A 17961-nucleotide genomic window follows, 5' to 3' on the forward strand; every position below is an offset into this window, starting at 1 on the left:
GTGATTTTTTTGGGAATAAATATTGCTTGGTCAGCATTTAACATCTACCACGTTCAATAGTTTGACGTTTAGGTATATGAAGACCAAACGTTGATGCGTCATCGTTGTGGGTGAGGTAGCAAAACAGTATATTTTTAAATCTACTAGAATGTAGAAGGCCTTATTTGTCTGTACAAAGCTAAATAGGCGTAGAATTAAAAGCATATATAAGCCAACATACCGTTATAAGCAGAAAAACAGCGTAGTTTTTTGCATGACAACAGATTTAGGTAGATAAGATAAATGTTTGAAAATAAAAGCATATTGATTACAGGCGGAACAGGTTCCTTTGGCAAAAGATTCGTTGCACACCTATTAAAAAATCATAAACCTAGAAAAATCATCATTTATTCTCGTGACGAACTAAAACAATTTGAGATGCAACAGCAGTTTGATGCCCCTTGTATGCGCTATTTTATCGGAGATGTAAGAGATAAACATCGCCTTAAATCGGCCATGAAAGACGTAGATTACGTGATTCACGCAGCGGCATTAAAGCAAGTGCCGGCTGCCGAATATAATCCCAACGAATGTATTAAAACCAATATTAATGGTGCGCAGAATGTTATCGATGCTGCTATCGAGACCGATATTCGCAGAGTGATTGCTTTATCTACCGATAAAGCTGCAAACCCAGTCAATTTATACGGCGCTACTAAATTGGCATCAGATAAGCTTTTTGTTGCAGCTAATAATATTTCTGGTGCTACGGGTCCACGTTTTGCAGTGGTTCGCTATGGCAATGTAGTGGGGTCAAGAGGTTCCGTTGTTCCTTTCTATCGTAATTTGCTCGCTCAAGGTAAAACAAAACTTCCCGTTACACATGATGAAATGACACGATTTTGGATTACCTTAGATGAAGGTGTGCAATTCGTAATAACTAACTTTCAACGCATGCAAGGCGGCGAAATTTTTGTGCCCAAAATCCCTTCAATTCGAATTTTAGATTTGGTCGAGGCGATGAGTGGCAAACGTGACTACGAGATTATTGGTATTCGACCTGGTGAAAAGCTACATGAAGTGATGGTTCCAGAAGAAATGGCGCATCATTCCTTAGAATTTGACGACCATTATGTAATCACACCTGCGATTAAGTTTTTTGATAAAACGGTTGATTATCGTATCAATAAATTAGGTGAGAAAGGTAAGACAGTAGCGGACAAATTTGAGTATCATTCTGGTACAAACCCTCACTTTTTAACCGTTCAAGAGTTGGAAGCATTAGATAAATTAACCTTTTAAATATAAGGGAAATAAGTGAATAAGCATTCTACTATTCCTTATGGTAAACATTACGTTGACGATCTCGACGTTGCCGCTGTGGTGGATGTTCTTCAAAACCACTTCTTAACACAGGGAAGTATTGTTCCCAAATTCGAACAGGCGTTACTCGATTACTCCGGTGCTAAATATGCCACTGCTGTGAACAGCGCAACTTCCGGTTTGCATGTTGCGTGTTTAGCTTTAGGCGTCACTCATGGTGATTGGGTGTGGACCTCACCTATTTCCTTTGTCGCCAGTGCGAACTGCGCTTTGTATTGCGGCGCTAAAATTGATTTTGTTGATATTGATGCACAAACAAGAAATATTAGTGTTGAAGCGCTTCAACATAAATTAAGTAACGCTAAGAACGCCAATACATTGCCAAAAGCATTAGTGGTTGTACACTTTTCTGGCAGAAGTTGTGACATGCAACAAATTTCGGCCCTATGTAAGCAATATGATGTCAGTATTATTGAAGATGCTGCGCACGGTTTGGGCGGCAGCTATCAAGGTAAAAAAATAGGTTGCTGTGAATATGCCGATTTAGCCGTACTAAGTTTTCACCCAGTAAAGTCAATTACAACAGCTGAAGGTGGGGCTGTGTTGAGCAATGATAAAGACTTAGATAAGCGAGTGAAGTTGTTTGCAAAACATGGCGTTACACGTGAGCTTGAACAGATGAAAAGCCCATCTGATGGTCCTTGGTATTATCAACAAGTTGAATTAGGCTACAATTATCGTTTAAGTGATTTGCATGCAGCACTTGGCATTTCACAGTTGAAAAAGCTGGATGGTTTTATTGAAAAACGTCAATCACTAGCAGAGCGGTATCAGCAACTTTTAAGTCATTTACCGCTCAAATTGCCCCAAATGCCAATGGACGGACAAAGCGCTTGGCATGTTTATACGGTGGAACTCACAGCGCATCAGCGTGACAGGGTTTACGACGCACTTATCGAGCGTGGAATTGGTGTCAATGTGCATTATATTCCGATCCATTTGCAGCCTTACTATCAAAATTTGGGATTTTCTAAAGGGGATTTCCCTTTAGCAGAAAAATATTACCAAAATGCGTTAACTTTGCCTTTATTTCCTAGCATGACAGCCGATGAACAAGACAGAGTTGTACAAGCATTAAATGAGGTATTGTCTTGAATTTGGCCATTATTCCCGCACGCGGAGGTAGCAAACGGATTCCTGGGAAAAATATCCGTCAGTTTGCAGGGAAACCACTAATTGCTTATTCTATTGAGGTCGCGCTGGAATCTGGCTTATTTGATAAAATTTGGGTGTCTACGGATTCTCAGGAAGTAGCGGATGTGGCGATTAGCTATGGCGCAGAAGTGCCTTTTCTAAGACCCCATGAATTGTCTAATGATATTATTGGGACGCGACCGGTAACGAGTCATGCTATTAAATATTGTATTGAGCATTATCAAAAGCCGGATTACTGTTGCTGTATTTATGCTACAGCGCCTTTTTTACAGGCCATGTACCTTAAAAAAGGTTTAACACTATTAGAACAAAGCGCAAATAAATCCTTCTCATTCGCGGTTACTTCATTCGCGTTTCCAATTCAAAGGGCTATTAGCCTTCATCAAAATAACGTTGCTCCAATGTTCCCAGAAGCGATTAACAAGCGTTCTCAAGATCTAGAAGAAGCATTTCATGACGCAGGTCAGTTTTATTGGGGTAAGACCGATGACTATTTAACTGACAAACCGATTTTTTCCGAGCATAGTGTTCCCGTTGTTCTACCGCGCCATTTAGTTCAAGATATTGATACGTTGGAAGATTGGCAACGCGCCGAACTAATGTATCAAGCTTACGTGAGAGGTATGCAAGATGAGTAATATTTTGGTCATTCGCATGCTAGAAATGGGGGATGTTGCAAGTATTGCAGTGCCCACGATCCGACAAATAAAACAGCAAAATTCTACAGCGAATGTGTTTTGTTTAACACATGGTCAAGGTGCAGAAATATTACGTTTGGCAGTACCGGACATTCAAATTTTAACGCTTCCTAATCAGCAGTGGCCCGATAATATATTGCATGCGTTAGAGGCTTTCCTAGGACTTGCAGAACAAATAATAGACATTAAGTTCGATCAAATAATCAATCTTGATACGGCTTTTATGCCTTGCTTTTTAGCACGGTTTCTCAAAGATGCAGGAGAGCCTGTTCAAGGTAACTACCTTAGTGTTTCGTTACAGACTCTAATAGAGCAAATTCAGAATCAAAGTTTACAGGCAGATTACGTCAATAATATTTCTGAATATATGCAAAGTACTTTTATGGGAATGAGTCGTTGGCACAGCCAATGGTGGTTATCTGACAATCTTCCCGATGGTGGCTACCCAGAATATTATCTAACGTTATGTTGTGGTTTCAAAAATATTGCAGCAAATACACTTATTGACGTGGAAGATGACCCTCAATATTCGAAGGTTACTAAACGTATTATCTACTTAGCATTACACGATGCGCTTAGACCATACCAACAACTACATGAGCTAGTTTCAGTTTTGCGCAGTAACGGTTATTTAGTGATAGAAGACAATGAAAATGAATCCGTAGGTATCCGTTTACAAGCTTTAAAAGCAAGTGACTTGCTAGTGTGTCTACCTAACGCTATGTTCGCTTTGGCCAATTGTGTAAATACGCAAACTTTGCTGATACCCGGCGTGTTAGATCCGCGTATTTTAATGCCTGATTATGCTACTGAACAAGCCGAAGAGTATCCCACAGCGAGTGAATTAGCACAGAGCATTACATCTATATTTGAGGCACAAACAAGTGAATGAGATAACCATAGGTAATCATATAATTGGACCGTCTCATCCTCCTTTTATCATTGCAGAGTTGAGTGGTAATCACAGTCAAAACTTTGATTTGGCGATGGCAATGGTTGAAGCGGCTGCAAAAGCGGGAGCGCATGCCATCAAATTGCAAACCTATACTGCAGATTCGATGACATTGAATGTCGACTCGAAAGATTTTGTTATTCAGGAACAAGACAGTCTTTGGCATGGTGAAGCCTTACATGGGCTCTATCAAAAAGCCGCAACACCTTATGAGTGGCACGCGCGCTTATTTGCACGTGCTGCAGAGCTCGGTATGCAAGCATTTAGCTCCCCGTTTGATGAAAATGCAGTCGACTTTTTAGAAAGTTTAGATGTTCCTTGTTATAAAATTGCGTCATTTGAGCTTACAGATATCCCGTTAATACGCAAAGCTGCGGCAACTGGGAAACCCTTGATTATGTCCACCGGAATGGCCACTTTGGCTGAAATTCAGCAGGCTGTTGAATGTGCTAAAGATGCCGGCTGTGAGCAAATGATCTTATTAAAATGTACTAGTACTTATCCTGCTAGCCCCGAAAACACAAACCTTTCGACTATTCCACATTTACGTGACGCATTTAACACTCAAGTCGGGTTATCCGATCACACTGCCGGGATTGGAGTGTCAGTTGCAGCCGTGGCAATGGGAGCGACAGTGATTGAAAAGCATTTTGTATTGGACCGAAATGCTGGTGGCGTAGACGCTGCGTTCTCGCTTGAGCCCGCTGAATTAAAAGCGTTAGTTGACGAAAGCAGAAGGGCGTTTGCGGCATTAGGGAAAGTGACTTATGGCGGAAGTGCAGCTGAAGAGGCATCTAAACATTATCGACGTTCTATATTCGTGTGTAATGACATCCAAGAAGGGGAAGTTTTAACCTCTGAGAACCTCAGAATTGTGAGGCCTGCATCGGGATTGGAGCCAAAGCATTGGGACGTTGTATTGGGTAAAAAGGCCAAAACATCTTTGCCTGCAGGAACTCCGCTCAGTTGGGAGCTGTTTGAATAATGCTATTTTTTACTAACAAACTCTGCATTTCATTAATTTAGATTTGCATGCAACATATTCTTTTTCGAGTAAACGCAAGTATTGCCTCTGGTTTGGGTCATCTAATGCGCTGTTTAGCACTGGCGCAAGCGGCCGTAAGAAGTGATTTGTTAGTGGCATTTATGCTAAATCGGGATGCGCTAGTTATCAGTAAGCAACGTCTAGATTGGGTTGGTGAGGTGCTTGAAGTGCCTGACAATTATACGGACGAACAAGAGATTGCAATGTTCTCTGAATTCTGTAGTCAGCATGCTGTCGTTGCGGTGGTGATTGATGGATATCAATTTAGTCCACAATACCGTCAAAAAATTGCTAATTTATCGCGTCCCGTTGTGTGTTTTGACGATATGAACAACAGCGGAAATCTGTTCGCGAATCTGATTATTAATGGTTCTGCAAATGCGCACCAGTTGGGATATCAACTAAATCAGCCGGCTACGCGATTATGTATTGGTGAAAAATTCAGAGTGTTGCGTCAAGAGTTTTGTGATCTTACTCCACTTCCTATAAGCCAAAGATCAATGTTAACCATTAGCCTAGGTGGCAGTGACCCAGCCAATTTAACTTTGCCGATTTTGCAGGCATTGGAACAACAAGAGTTCACAAACAAAGTTCAGGTGATAACTGGAGCAGCTTATCCGTATCTTTCTGAGTTACATCTGTTTTTAGAGAATACACAGTTAGATTTTGTACATATTCACGACTGCCAAAACGTTGCACAATGTTTCTTGCAAAGTCGATTCGCGATTTCTGCCGCTGGCGGTAGTCAATTCGAATTACAAGCGACTGGAACGCCTAGTTATTTATTGGTAGTAGCTGAAAATCAGTTGAATGCTACTCAGGTGGCTACTCAGCAAGGGGGAAGTCTCGCAGAAAGCTTCGTTAAGGTTAAAAATAAACAGGAACAACATGCGTTGGTGAAGACTATTGTGACTCGTACATTGGCATTATGGAAAGACATTGACGCTCTTGAAAAAATGCAGTGGTATTTAATCTTAAATGCCGATACCAATGGTGCCAAGCGCATTGTAGAACAGATTAAGGAGTTGGTTTTACATGGCTGAAACCCATACTCATCATCCTGAATTAACTGGCTATCAGATTAGTCTACGTCCGGTATCAAAGGATGATTTACAGCAATTAAAAAATTGGCGGAATGATCCTGAAATAAGCCGATTTATGTTGTCACAAACAAAGATTAGCGATGAGCAGCAAACGGCTTGGTTTAATAAAATTTGCCGTGATAATTCGCAGCAACACTATATTATTGTTTACAAAGATCAGGATATTGGTTCACTAAATATTAAATCTAAAATACGCGCTAAATCTTTGCTCGAAACACCTATTATAGAGCCAGGGTTGTATATTGCAGATCCGCGCTATCGAAATAATATTTTAGCATTTTCACCGACTCTTTTGATTAACGACTATTGTTTTGAAACCTTACGATGTGAAAAGTTGGTTGCAACTGTTAAATCTGACAACCAAGCAGCATTAAATTACAATTTGAAATTGGGTTATCAGATCGTTAAGCAAGGAGAACTAATTGAAATTGCTTTAAATTTCGAAGATTATCAGAAATGTAGTAAATCGTTAAAAGCTTTACTTTCCCGCTCTCCAAGGCCGGTTAAGAAAGAGCAAAGGAATTGAATATGAATAATCTAGAAAAATTGAAAAAAGCCTTCTCAGAAAGTTTGGCAATACCACTTGAACAAGTTACAGATAATCTTACGTATAATACGATTCCTGAGTGGGATTCTACCGCGCATATGATCTTAATTGCTGAATTGGAAAACCAGTTTAACGTTATGCTGGATACCGACGATATAATAGATATGAGTTCAGTCGCCAAAGCCAAAGATATATTGGCTAACTATGAAATAGAGTTTGATGCTTGATCAAAAAGTAATTCTAATTACCGGTGCCAGCGGTGGTATCGGTCATGCAACAGCAGTTGAATGCGCCAAACAAGGCGCATTTGTGTATTTAGCTGGGCGAAAAGAATCGGTGTTGCTCGATATAGCTAAAAACATCCCCAATTCTCAGGTGCTCACCTATGATGTGACAGATGACAGTCAGGTTAAACAAGCCTTTACACGCATAATGAAACAATCTGGTCGGCTTGATGGCTTGGTAAATTGCGCTGGGGTGATGCTCGATAACAGCTTTATGATGACTAGAGTGAGTGAGCTGCAACAGCAATTATCTACCAATACGGTTTCTGCCTTTACCCATAGCCAGCTAGCTTTGCGCTTAATGGCAAAAAATCGCTCTGGAAGCATAGTTAATTTGTGTTCAGTGGTTGGAGAGCAAGGTAGCGCTGGACAAAGTGCATATGCTACGAGTAAAGCTGCGTTGTCAGGCTTAACTAAATCCCTGGCAAAGGAATTAGGCAGTGTTGGTGTGCGTGTTAATGGTGTTGCCCCAGGTTTTATCGAAACAGCAATGACACAAAGCTATCAAGGTGAGAAAAGACAGCATTTGATAACGTCCACCGCTTTAAATCGAATTGGTTCTGCTGAAGATATCGCTGCAGTCGTAACGTTTTTGTTATCCGACAGTGCAGGATTTATTACCGGCCAAATTATTGGCGTTGATGGTGGATTGAGTCTTTAAGTCATGTTTTATAGTAATCTGTCACGCTATTCAAATAACCCCGCAGCGATTGAAGGGCAAAAAAGTTTAAGTTACATTGAACTCGAACTAGCATGTAAGGCATTGCAAACAAAGTTAAACGGCAAACTCAAACATCAAACCAACCTTGTATTTATTTTAGCGTACAATGGCTTATCGACACTGATTGCATATTTAAGTGGGCTAAGGTTAGGGTACTGTGTCATGCTGATTAACCCTGACACTCCAGCTTCTTCTTTGCAAAAGTTATATGCTCAATATACGCCTAGCGCCACTTTAGATTGTGGTGAACAGCAACAAATCAGTGTTCGTTTTCATCAACCGCAAGTTCAACTCATTAGCACAAGCGTAAACTTACTGCTTTCAACCTCCGGTTCTACTGGTAGTGCTAAACAGGTTGCATTAAGTGCTCAGAATTTACAGTCTAATGCAGACGCAATATGTGCCTATTTACCGATTGAAAATACGGATAAAACACTTTGTTCTTTGCCTTTTTTTTACTCATATGGTTTGTCCATTATCAATTCGCATTTAAACGCCGGTGCATGCTGTGTGTTCAATAATGCAAGTCCTGTAAGTAGGGAGTTTTGGCAGCTGTTCGAAAATGAAAAGATCAGTAGTTTTGGTGGTGTCCCATTTACATATGGCATGTTGCTCAGGTTGCGATTCAACCTTAAAACGTTACCGCATCTTCGATATTTTACACAAGCTGGTGGAAAGCTTTCCGCTGAGGCGATTGTATCACTTGCTGAATTTGCACAACGTAATCAAAGTCAGTTTTTTGTGATGTATGGGCAAACCGAGGCAAGCCCTAGAATGGCGTATTTAGCACCTGAAAAAGTACTAGAAAAACCTGAGTCTATAGGTCAGGCAATCCCCAACGGACAATTTAAAATATTCGACTCGAATCACGCACAAATCGAACAAGCTAATAGTGTGGGAGAATTGTATTATTCTGGTCCGAACATCATGTTAGGTTATGTAGCAAATATAGCGGATATTAACGCCTTGGAAATAGACGCTAACCCGTTAAAACAAAAGTGGTTGGCAACGGGTGATCTGGCATATTTTGATGAACAAGGGGATGTGTTTATTACTGGCAGAAAATCCCGTTTTTTAAAGTTGTATGGGCAACGAATTGATTTGGACGACATTGAGAATAGTCTAAAAGAGCTTGAAATATCTGCTTTGGCCTGTGGCAACGACGATTACTTAGTAATTGGCACACAAACGTCAAGCGACGATCAACAGCAGATTGATGTAAAAGCATGGCTAAGTCAGTTTCTTGGATTGCACCCGAGCGCAATAAAAGTGGTTGAGTTTGCAAGTTTGCCACTAATGCCAAATGGTAAAATGGATTATCAAGCTTTGCTTAAAAGCGCGTTAGGCGATTCGCTATGAATAATTATTTAAGTTTGTTTGAACGATTGGTTAACGCTCAGGTTTACGGTCTAAGTCAGGTTGAAAAACAAGCAGTGTTGTTGCCTGTGTTGAACGCGCTTCACCAGCACCATCAATTACACAGCTGTGAGTATCGAAATATTGTTAACCAACAAACCGCTGAAGTTGATAATTTGCCTGACCTGCCATTTTTAGCCGTTAGACTATTTAAGCAGCGCAATTTAAAAAGTGTCCCTGATATTGATGTGTTCAAAGTATTACAATCCTCTGGGACAACGTCACAAACACCCGCCACCATTTATTTAGATAAAGCCACTAGCGCCAGACAAAGTAAAGTGTTAGTCAAAATTTTGCAACAGACACTAGGGCGGCAACGCTTACCAATGTTGATTATTGACTCACCAGATATTCTAAAAAAACCAGAATTTAGCGCCCGCGCGGCAGGTATTCAAGGGCTAGCCTTTTTTGGTCGAGACCACACCTATGCGTTGGATGAAAATATGCAACTAAATTGGCCAGTGATTGAAGCATTTACCAAAAAATATGGGCAACAACCTGTGCTGATTTTTGGCTTTACTTTTATGGTTTGGCTGTATTTTTTAACTGCCTTAAAACACAGTCAAAAACGTGTTTCGTTGCCACAAGGGATGCTAATTCATAGTGGTGGATGGAAAAAGCTGGTTGATCAACAAGTTGATAATGCGACATTTAAAAATACCTTAAACGAACTAACTGATGTTTCGCGTTGCTATAACTTTTACGGCATGGCTGAACAGGTCGGTTCAATTTTTGTAGAATGCGAATATGGTCATTTACATGCGCCGGTTTTTGCAGACGTAATAATACGCGACCCTTTTACCCTGCATGAATGTGGGATAGGAAAGCAAGGAATAGTGCAGGTTCTATCGGCAATCCCAAGTAGCTACCCAGGGCATAGTTTATTAACTGAAGATTTAGGTGTAATCCTAGGAATCGACAACTGCCAATGTGGTCAAAAGGGAAAATATTTTGCTATTCAGGGTCGGTTACCTAAGACTGAAATACGCGGGTGCAGTGATACCCATGCAGCGGAGGTGCTTTAGTGTCTTTAGATTTGCTGGCTCCGCAAGAGGGTAGTTTAGATAAAGTGGGTGATAAAACACAACTCTTAGGTTGTTTTGACCCACAAGTTTTGACGTTTATTGAGGCGTTATCTAACAGCCTGCTAACAAGTAACACCGCAAAATATCATCCAGAATTGGTGGCGTTGGGTTTCTGGTTGCGCGCATCAAACATTAAAAATATGCAAAAAATGAAGCCATCTGGTTTGCTTAAACCGTTAGGTTGGGTTGTGCATTTTACACCTGCAAATGTGGATACCATGTTCATCTATAGTTGGATATGTTCGTTATTGATGGGAAATCACAATGTGATTCGCGTAGCCACAAAAACCAGTGCGTTAAAATCTTGTTTACTCGATATTCTTAAGCAACTTTTTGCTCGACCTGAATTTACCCTGTTAGGGCAGCATAATTTATTTGTGCATTATGATAAACACGCCCATTATTCCGCTACATTGAGTCTGCAAGCGGATGCCAGAGTTATATGGGGAGGGGATGAAAGTGTCAACGCTATCAGACAACTACCCTGTAAACCTCGTAATCGAGACATTAGTTTTGCTGATCGATATTCAGCTGCACTAGTTGCAGGGGAGTCGTGTACTCAGTCTCAGAATGTTGAACAATTAGCTGATCTCTTTTGGCGAGATACGAAACCATACAATCAGCAAGCCTGTTCTTCTCCTAAGGTCATTTTTTGGTTAGGTGAAACTCGCTATCTTCCTGATTTTCTAAACGCATTAGACAACTTGGCGTCAAAGCAAGCTAGCTCTATCACACACAAAAATAATCAACTGATCAATTTACAGTTAGTTAAGAGTCACCAGCAAAATAGCCAAACCTTATTAAATAACAGAATTTGTGCACTAGCGATTAGCTCGTTAGATTCTCAATTAATGGAATGGCATGCTGGAGAAAATGTGATTTATATTCGTCAAATTGACAACCTTGAATCCTTGCAAAATGAATCCTCAGAGAAGCTCCAAACCCTTTCTTATTGGGGCATTGATAAAGATCGACTATTAAAGCAAATAGGTTCTGAGTCGATATTAGGAATAGATAGAATTGTGCCACTTGGTCAAGCGTTAGACTTTGAACCAATTTGGGACAGTTATGATTTATTTAGCCAGTTGTCACGAACCATTAGGTTTAGTTGAGCCAAGGTTAATGTTCTAGCGCCTTTTAGTTAGCGCTAATTTGGAGATTCGTATTGATTGAGTGGGTTGATTTATTAGTAAAAGCACTGCTTTTTCTGATATCAAATCTGTCGTTATTATCGGTTTGCAAAACCTTGCGTGGAAAGCGTGGGGCACTTTATGTTGCAGTAAATTTAGATGATCTCATCATTGTAATGGCAGTTAGCGTATTTGTTGTGACTATGACTATGCTAGCGCCTGTGTGGGTGATGATGATAATTGCCGGTGTACTAGCGCTGTATTGCTTTTTGATTTGGCTTGATGCGTTATTGTTTGTGCAGTATCGAATTGAAATCAACCGACAAACCCTGTCGTGGTTTATTACCGGATCAAAAGGCTTGAGCAAAGGTGTGCCGCATTTAGCTGCAGGTTTGCAGAAACTTCCTTCTGCGATGTGGGTACCTCTGTTTTGGCCAGTGGTGATTTTTTCATTTGCGCTGAACTCAACAATAGAGTGGTTGGTTGTTAGTACCGTGTCAGCTTTTATGTTAGCAGTATTTAATCATAAAAATTGGCTGAAACGCGCTTTACTGGTCACATTTTGCATAGCCACTTTTGGTTTGTTTTATACCTCTCCCGAATTAACAGTGAATATTCTAATGTTCATTGGTTTTGTGGGTGTTGTGTTTACGTTATTATTAATAGCAATGCGAGTGCTATTTCAGTCTCAGCATCCATTTTTAACATCGCCTACCTTGCTAACCAATATTATGTTGGATGACACATTTGAAGCAGACGATGACATTGAAATTCAAGTGCAACATCAAGCCTTTGTAAATCCCGTATTAGAAAAGCCGAAAGCATCTGAGCTACATGGCAAGTTAGCAGGGGCTAATATCATCTTGATTACGGTGGAATCAATGGGGGCTTACGTTTCTCCCTATGCCAAGGATGCTGCACGCTCTCTGTTAGCCGAACGATTTGAAAATTCCTCATGGCTATCAAAGCAACATTTTTGCTTGTGTCCAAATACAACGGTTTCTACTAACCAAATGTATACAGGTAACTATTCGAATAATCCCTATAATAAAGTTGATTCACTTTACCCGGGTAGTCAGCCAAAACATATCGCACATTTAAAAAAAGCAGGTTACAAAACATTGTTTCTAGACAGTGCTGACATTGGCTTATATGACTATCACAAATTACTCAAACGAATTGGATTTGATAAGGTGTGGGGTACGGCAGACATTCCTGCGAATGGTCTAAAGGCAGATTATAGGCTATTAAATATGGTTGATGTTGTTGCCGAAGAAGTGCAACAACAACCATTTTTTTTGCATTTGATAAATGATCAAACGCATATGCCATATGAAGTGATAGATAAAAAACGTTTCAATCGCCACAAAGGCAAAGACGCGAAATCAACCTATTTAAATGCGTTAGAAGAAGTCGATTTTATCTTTAATCAGTTTCTAGACAAATTAGAAGCCAAAATTGATCTATCAAATACCATGATTGTATTTACTGGCGATCACGGTGAATCGTTTGGCGAGTATGGCTATAGTTTTCATAGTAACTCAGTGATTGAGCCGCAAATGCATGTGCCATTTATGTTGAATCATGCCAAGTTAGCCGCTAAAACAATCGAACATTCTTGTCATTTTGACTTATTTCCCACCTTTTTCGATTTATTAGGGATTGATGTTGATTATCCAACTTTAGGTACATCTATTGCTCATGACGATAGAGATTTTGCTTATTTTTTTCATTCAGCAACGCTAAAAGGCAACAGTCCAGCCAATTTTGGTTTCATGTTAAATGGCGAGATGCTGTGGATGGACAGATTATTTAATCAAGTAAATGGCATTTCACCTCAGCAACAAAAATTGAGTTTGCAAGGAGCGGAAAAACGTTACATTAAGAACTTGTTGTATAAAATGCTAGAAAGTCGGTCTATTTTGTCATGACGAAAACCAGCAATTCTACGTCCGATAAATACCCACTTCAGGTTTTGATGCCTTGCTATAACGCTGCTCTTTATTTATCTGAAGCGTTGGACTCGCTCATAAATCAAACTGAAAAACATTGGCAATTGCTAATTATTGATGATGGTTCTACTGATAATTCGTTGGAGTTAATTAAGCACTATGCCAGTGAAGACCCTCGAATAAAGTTTAGGACGCGGGAAAACCAAGGGCTGATCCGCACGCTCAATGAATTGGTTGAGTGGTCAACGGCGCCATTATTGGCAAGAATGGATGCGGATGACATCAGCACTATTGACAGGTTTGAGAAACAGCTAGCGTTTATGCAACGATATCCAGACGTTGATATGGTAGGCTGCTGGGCTGAGTTATTTGGTAATAAACAGGAAGTTTGGCATTTTCGTGAATCTGATAACAACACCAGAATTTTAAGCCTGTTTGGACACTGCTGTATGTTGCATGCATCCGTTATTTCAAAGCGCGCCGTTTTTGAAAATGTACCCTTTAATGTTGACTATCAGCATGTTGAAGATTTTATTTTCTTATCCGACATAATTGCAAAAACCAACTTTAAATTTGGTAATGTCAGACAAGTACTGTATCGCTATCGAATGCATCCTGACTCTGTAGTCCAACAATATCAAACCTTTCGGGAAAACCGATACAAACACACGGTTCTCAGACATTTGCAAGCTATAGGCTTAGATCTTGAAGAAACTGACTATCAAGCATATTGGCATTTCATCGAGGGTAATGAAGCGACCTATAGAGAGTTGCTAATAATGGGTAGGTTGTTAGCGTCAATTCGCAAACAACTAGAACATAAAATGCCAGATGAACACCATGAAATTGCATTGCGATGGCTAAAATATTGTGTCGCAAATGGGCATCCTGAATTGTATTTTCTATGTCGAGCGGACAATCTATGTTTTCTGCAGCAAAAAAATCAAACGTCACTCTTAGTTCCCACCACGCCGACAGATATTTGTAGTCTGGCTGATTTGAACGACAGTCCTTGGGTTATACTCGGCAGCGGCGGCTACGTTAAGTTGATCATTGAGAAGTGTGTACAATTGGGTATTCGTTTACCGGAATATATGCTCACATCATTACCTAACTCTGAAGGGGACTTTTTAGGTATACCTAGCATCGATGAGCAAAACTATAATTTTGCACTGAATCACACCTTGGTGTTTGGGAGTAATGTATATCAAATGTCTATGCTAAGTCGCATAGCGCATCGCTTGCATGACGAACAGGTAATTTATGATTGCAGTAGCGCTATGTGGAGCACTAAAAATAGCACTTATTTTAACACTGAAATTGACACTCACTCAGATGTGAAATTTGTGATTATTTTCGATATTAACCCAGCAGAACATATCGATAACTGGTTAAGCCATTTCGTCCAGAGTCTGGTAGAGAATGACGTTCAAATACTAATTCGTCATCCTCTTCAAGTGGTTTCAGATAATCTATTGGTGAAGGCCAGCCACGTTTTTATCTGGAATGGTGCGACCGCAATTTTTGATTGTTTAAAAATGCGATTGGCACAATTAGACGTTAATTTTGACTTTCTGGAGTGTGGCTTTTTCCCTCAGAAAAAATATTTCTACATCGACAGTCAAGGTATTAACAATCAAAGAGAGCTGGCGCAAAGTAAGTTACAATGGGTCGATGAAGATATACATCGTCAACGTCTAGCACTTCGAGCAGAGTTTTTTAGTGAATATCCTTCAAACGTTTCCGGTGACTTTATTTTCGTACCTTTGCAGTTAGCAAACGATTCTAATGTACAACGCAACAGTCGTTTTACTGATGGCATGCAAGCATTTATTGATTTTATTGAAGATCTTTATCCAAACGAAAAAATTATCGTTAAAAAACACCCAAAGGATCCTGAACAATACACTTCAAAAAGAGCAGAATTTAGCACTGAAGATAGCCGTTTACTGATTAGTTTAGCCAAACATGTACATGGAATTAACAGCACTGTGTTATTTGAAGCTGCTTTAGCTGGCAAAAGTGTGAGTGCAGAAGGAGAATGTTTACTAAATCATAAATATGCCGATAAAGATACGGTTGTAGCTGCCATCATTGCCACACAATATCCGGTGCATGGCCCATTTGGTGATGTTATTAGCAACTTAGCAATGAAAAATATGCAAAATACTAAGGTTAATTTTCAAGGTGTTTATGAATAAAGTTCACATTCAGAGAATCGCAAACGCGATGGCTTTTTTTAAGTGTAATGATCAATCTTTGAGCTGTTCTCCTTGGGAAATCAGTGAGCAGGTAGATTCGCTTGATGAACTTCATTGCGACCAGTCGTTCTGCACTTTAACGACAATGGAAGCAGACGCCACCTTGATCAATTGGTTTAAGGCACTTCGTGTTGGCGGCAAACTATACTTGAATCTGCTCGATAGCGATTATTATGCGCAACTATGGTTGAATGCGCAGTGGGATGAAAAAAGCTTACGTGATGAAAGTTCTGATGCCCGACAAGCGTTTGCTGGATTATTCGGCAGTCAGCAAGGCAGTAATCCAAAATTTGATGACTATTCAACAGATTATACTCATGTACATAAATCTGCTTACAATCGAAAACGGCTCACATTTTTGCTCGAAAGAGCAGGGTTTGTCGATGTAGAGATGATTGCTGATAAAGAAAAGTTGAAAGCAGTTGCGAGCAAGTCGATGAATGTCGGCGAGCGTCAAATTTCAACGAATTATGACAACATCCGTTTAGATCATAAGAATCGCTATCAATTTGCCTGTGATCAATTACAAGAGGAATCTCCTAATACTGTATTAGATTTAGCTTGTGGGATTGGCTACGGCACATTGATGTTGGCAAATGCCACAAATGCCAAGGTAACAGGTGTCGATATTGATCAAGGGGCAATTGATTACGCAAACTCGTATTATTCCAACTCGAATACGCAATTTTTACGTGAAGACGCAAGGCTTTTAACTCTGCCAGATGCAACGTTTGACGCAGTCGTCTCTTTTGAAACGATTGAACATGTTGAGTTTGATTTAGAATTGATAAGCAAGTTTTATCAACTTCTTAAGCCAGGGGGACGATTAATCTGTTCCACGCCTAATGAAGATGTGATGCCATATGATCCCGTAAACTTTAAATATCATATTAAGCATTACACGAACAACGAACTATTAGCATTGCTCAAATCTGCGGGTTTTCTAAATGTAGAACTATTTGCGCAACATGATCCAAACACTGGAGATGTCGTTATGGGTCAAGATGGAAGTTTTATCATTGCCGTTGCAACAAAATAACAGTCCAATATTTTCAATTGTCATTCCGGTTTTTAACCGCAGTGAATCTTTGTTTCGTGCACTGAATTCGGTAATGCAACAATCGTTGCAAGCATTTGAAGTGTTAGTAGTTGACGATGGGTCAAATGCTGATTTTGCCGATAAAATTAGAATAGTTGTTGAAGGGTTTCAAGACTCTCGAGTACATTTATTGCGACATGACGTTAACAAAAATGGCGCTGCAGCCCGTAATACTGGTATAAATGCCGCAAAGGGAAAGTATATTTGTTTTCTCGATTCTGATGACGTCTGGTTGCCTTCTAAATTAGCAAAAACGGTAAATTGTATTGACGCTAATGCACCTACAAAAACCTTTCTAATACATCATCAATATCAAAATAAACTAAATACAGTCTTGTCTTCTCCCATTCCTTTGAAAGCAAAACATACTTCGGAGTCGGTCACGCATTATTCGTTTGTTACCAATCAGGCTGGTGGTATTCAATCCAGTACGATTTGTGTGCCAACTGCATTAGCTAAGGAAATTCAATTTAATGAGACACTCAAAGGCCATCAAGATTGGGATTTCGTATTTAGATTAGCTGAAAAAACCAATGCATTTTGGTTTATAGAAGAACCTTTGACTATCCGCTATTGTGATTCCAATGATAGCGTAGCGAACAGTTTAGACTGGCAGTATTCATTGTGGTTTTATGGTCAATTATCTCGTTGTTTTGACTATCCATCTGCATACAATTATTTTCAACGTGTGATTCTAAAACGTGCCAAGTTCACCACAAGTTATACAAGGTTATTTTGTAACTCGTTGTATTTTAGATTATTAATTCGTCGTCCTGTTGATGTCATTAGGTTTACTTCCGTTTTTATAAAATCTGCTAATCAATACCAAAAGCGATTGCAGGGGTTGTTTAATAAGTTAGCAGAATTAGATGCAAGCCACATTTTAATCTGGGGAGCTAATGATTATGCAAAGTCGATCATTTTGCGCAAAAATAAGCGTTTTTCGGTGTTGAAAGTAATAGATTCAAAAGCGTCAAAATCAAATAATCAATTTTTAGGTGTAAACCTGTCGGCAATTCAGTCGATAAATAGCAAAGACATAGATAAGGTTCAAGCAATTGTGTTGGCAACAGACAGACATGCGGCAAGCATGACAAGTGAATTAACAGAACACTTTTCTGCTGCAGAACATAAGGTTATCCCATTTTGAT

At 39.8% G+C, this 17961-nt stretch carries 16 protein-coding genes; all 16 read left to right on the forward strand.

The window, feature by feature from the left end; genetic code table 11:
- Positions 1 to 282 precede the first annotated feature (282 nt).
- The 16 genes from pseB to GLIP_RS12555 are packed head-to-tail and all read left to right on the forward strand — an operon-like array spanning position 283 to position 17960.
- Complete coding sequence (gene pseB, locus GLIP_RS12480; protein WP_008844999.1) at positions 283 to 1281, forward strand: UDP-N-acetylglucosamine 4,6-dehydratase (inverting); 999 nt, start codon at positions 283 to 285, stop codon at positions 1279 to 1281.
- A gap of 15 nt (positions 1282 to 1296) precedes the next feature.
- Positions 1297 to 2457 carry a UDP-4-amino-4,6-dideoxy-N-acetyl-beta-L-altrosamine transaminase gene (gene pseC, locus GLIP_RS12485; RefSeq protein ID WP_008845000.1) on the forward strand — a complete coding sequence of 387 codons (1161 nt, stop codon included), beginning with the start codon at positions 1297 to 1299 and terminating at the stop codon, positions 2455 to 2457.
- Complete coding sequence (gene pseF / locus GLIP_RS12490) at positions 2454 to 3155, forward strand: pseudaminic acid cytidylyltransferase (RefSeq protein ID WP_008845001.1); 702 nt, start codon at positions 2454 to 2456, stop codon at positions 3153 to 3155. The genes pseC and pseF overlap by 4 nt, the downstream gene beginning before the upstream one ends.
- Positions 3148 to 4107 (forward strand): glycosyltransferase family 9 protein, encoded by a 960-nt coding sequence (locus tag GLIP_RS12495; protein WP_008845002.1) that lies wholly within the window; start codon positions 3148 to 3150, stop codon positions 4105 to 4107. The genes pseF and GLIP_RS12495 overlap by 8 nt, the downstream gene beginning before the upstream one ends.
- A complete protein-coding gene (gene pseI / locus GLIP_RS12500; RefSeq protein ID WP_040522808.1) occupies positions 4100 to 5152 on the forward strand; it encodes a pseudaminic acid synthase in 1053 nt (350 codons plus the stop codon). Before GLIP_RS12495 ends, pseI begins: the two co-directional genes overlap by 8 nt.
- A gap of 47 nt (positions 5153 to 5199) precedes the next feature.
- Positions 5200 to 6255 carry a UDP-2,4-diacetamido-2,4,6-trideoxy-beta-L-altropyranose hydrolase gene (gene pseG / locus GLIP_RS12505; RefSeq protein WP_008845004.1) on the forward strand — a complete coding sequence of 352 codons (1056 nt, stop codon included), beginning with the start codon at positions 5200 to 5202 and terminating at the stop codon, positions 6253 to 6255.
- A complete protein-coding gene (locus GLIP_RS12510; RefSeq protein WP_008845005.1) occupies positions 6248 to 6841 on the forward strand; it encodes a GNAT family N-acetyltransferase in 594 nt (197 codons plus the stop codon). The genes pseG and GLIP_RS12510 overlap by 8 nt, the downstream gene beginning before the upstream one ends.
- A gap of 2 nt (positions 6842 to 6843) precedes the next feature.
- A complete protein-coding gene (locus GLIP_RS12515; protein ID WP_008845006.1) occupies positions 6844 to 7089 on the forward strand; it encodes an acyl carrier protein in 246 nt (81 codons plus the stop codon).
- On the forward strand, positions 7082 to 7807 hold the full coding sequence (locus tag GLIP_RS12520) for an SDR family NAD(P)-dependent oxidoreductase (RefSeq protein WP_008845007.1): 726 nt from the start codon (positions 7082 to 7084) through the stop codon (positions 7805 to 7807). The genes GLIP_RS12515 and GLIP_RS12520 overlap by 8 nt, the downstream gene beginning before the upstream one ends.
- Positions 7808 to 7810: 3 nt before the next feature.
- Positions 7811 to 9226 carry an AMP-binding protein gene (locus tag GLIP_RS12525; RefSeq protein WP_008845008.1) on the forward strand — a complete coding sequence of 472 codons (1416 nt, stop codon included), beginning with the start codon at positions 7811 to 7813 and terminating at the stop codon, positions 9224 to 9226.
- Complete coding sequence (locus GLIP_RS12530) at positions 9223 to 10308, forward strand: LuxE/PaaK family acyltransferase (protein WP_008845009.1); 1086 nt, start codon at positions 9223 to 9225, stop codon at positions 10306 to 10308. Before GLIP_RS12525 ends, GLIP_RS12530 begins: the two co-directional genes overlap by 4 nt.
- Positions 10308 to 11480, forward strand: a complete 1173-nt coding sequence (locus GLIP_RS12535) for an acyl-CoA reductase (RefSeq protein ID WP_008845010.1) — start codon at positions 10308 to 10310, stop codon at positions 11478 to 11480. The genes GLIP_RS12530 and GLIP_RS12535 overlap by 1 nt, the downstream gene beginning before the upstream one ends.
- 53 nt (positions 11481 to 11533) lie before the next feature.
- On the forward strand, positions 11534 to 13429 hold the full coding sequence (locus tag GLIP_RS12540) for a sulfatase-like hydrolase/transferase (RefSeq protein ID WP_008845011.1): 1896 nt from the start codon (positions 11534 to 11536) through the stop codon (positions 13427 to 13429).
- Complete coding sequence (locus GLIP_RS21460; RefSeq protein WP_052154981.1) at positions 13426 to 15651, forward strand: glycosyltransferase; 2226 nt, start codon at positions 13426 to 13428, stop codon at positions 15649 to 15651. The genes GLIP_RS12540 and GLIP_RS21460 overlap by 4 nt, the downstream gene beginning before the upstream one ends.
- Positions 15644 to 16750 carry a class I SAM-dependent methyltransferase gene (locus GLIP_RS12550; protein ID WP_040522809.1) on the forward strand — a complete coding sequence of 369 codons (1107 nt, stop codon included), beginning with the start codon at positions 15644 to 15646 and terminating at the stop codon, positions 16748 to 16750. Before GLIP_RS21460 ends, GLIP_RS12550 begins: the two co-directional genes overlap by 8 nt.
- Positions 16716 to 17960, forward strand: a complete 1245-nt coding sequence (locus tag GLIP_RS12555; RefSeq protein ID WP_153886330.1) for a glycosyltransferase family 2 protein — start codon at positions 16716 to 16718, stop codon at positions 17958 to 17960. The genes GLIP_RS12550 and GLIP_RS12555 overlap by 35 nt, the downstream gene beginning before the upstream one ends.
- The last annotated feature ends 1 nt before the right edge of the window (position 17961 follow it).

It is taken from the genome of Aliiglaciecola lipolytica E3 (genome assembly GCF_000314975.1).
Taxonomy (GTDB): Bacteria; Pseudomonadota; Gammaproteobacteria; order Enterobacterales; family Alteromonadaceae; genus Aliiglaciecola; species Aliiglaciecola lipolytica.